The organism is Candidatus Protochlamydia sp. W-9, assembly GCF_001950615.1.
Lineage (GTDB): Bacteria > Chlamydiota > Chlamydiia > Chlamydiales > Parachlamydiaceae > Protochlamydia > Protochlamydia amoebophila.
The window spans coordinates 1-240 of record NZ_BCPZ01000166.1; the positions used below are offsets into that span (position 1 = coordinate 1).

Consider the following 240-nt stretch of genomic DNA (forward strand, 5'->3'; position numbering starts at 1 on the left):
CTGAAGAAAAGCTCGATCTGCACTCCGTTTTTGAAGGGCTTTTTAAGCTTGCTCCCGACGAAATTCATCCCAAAGGCTATCTCCATGCGCAAGAGATTGCGGCGCTTACTCTTCACTCAGAGTTGGTTTTTATGAGCGCCTGTTTCTCCGGTAGAGGCAAGCTTCACAGGGAAGGAAGCGTTGGTCCTGTCTGGTCCTTTCTTGCCGCAGGAGCCCTATCAACGGTCGCGACTTATTGGC

General features: G+C 51.2%; 1 protein-coding gene. It reads left to right on the forward strand.

Annotation, left to right across the window (positions count from 1 at the left end):
• The coding region (locus tag BU804_RS05585; protein WP_143298933.1) for a CHAT domain-containing protein at positions 1 to 240 on the forward strand (240 nt) is incomplete at both ends.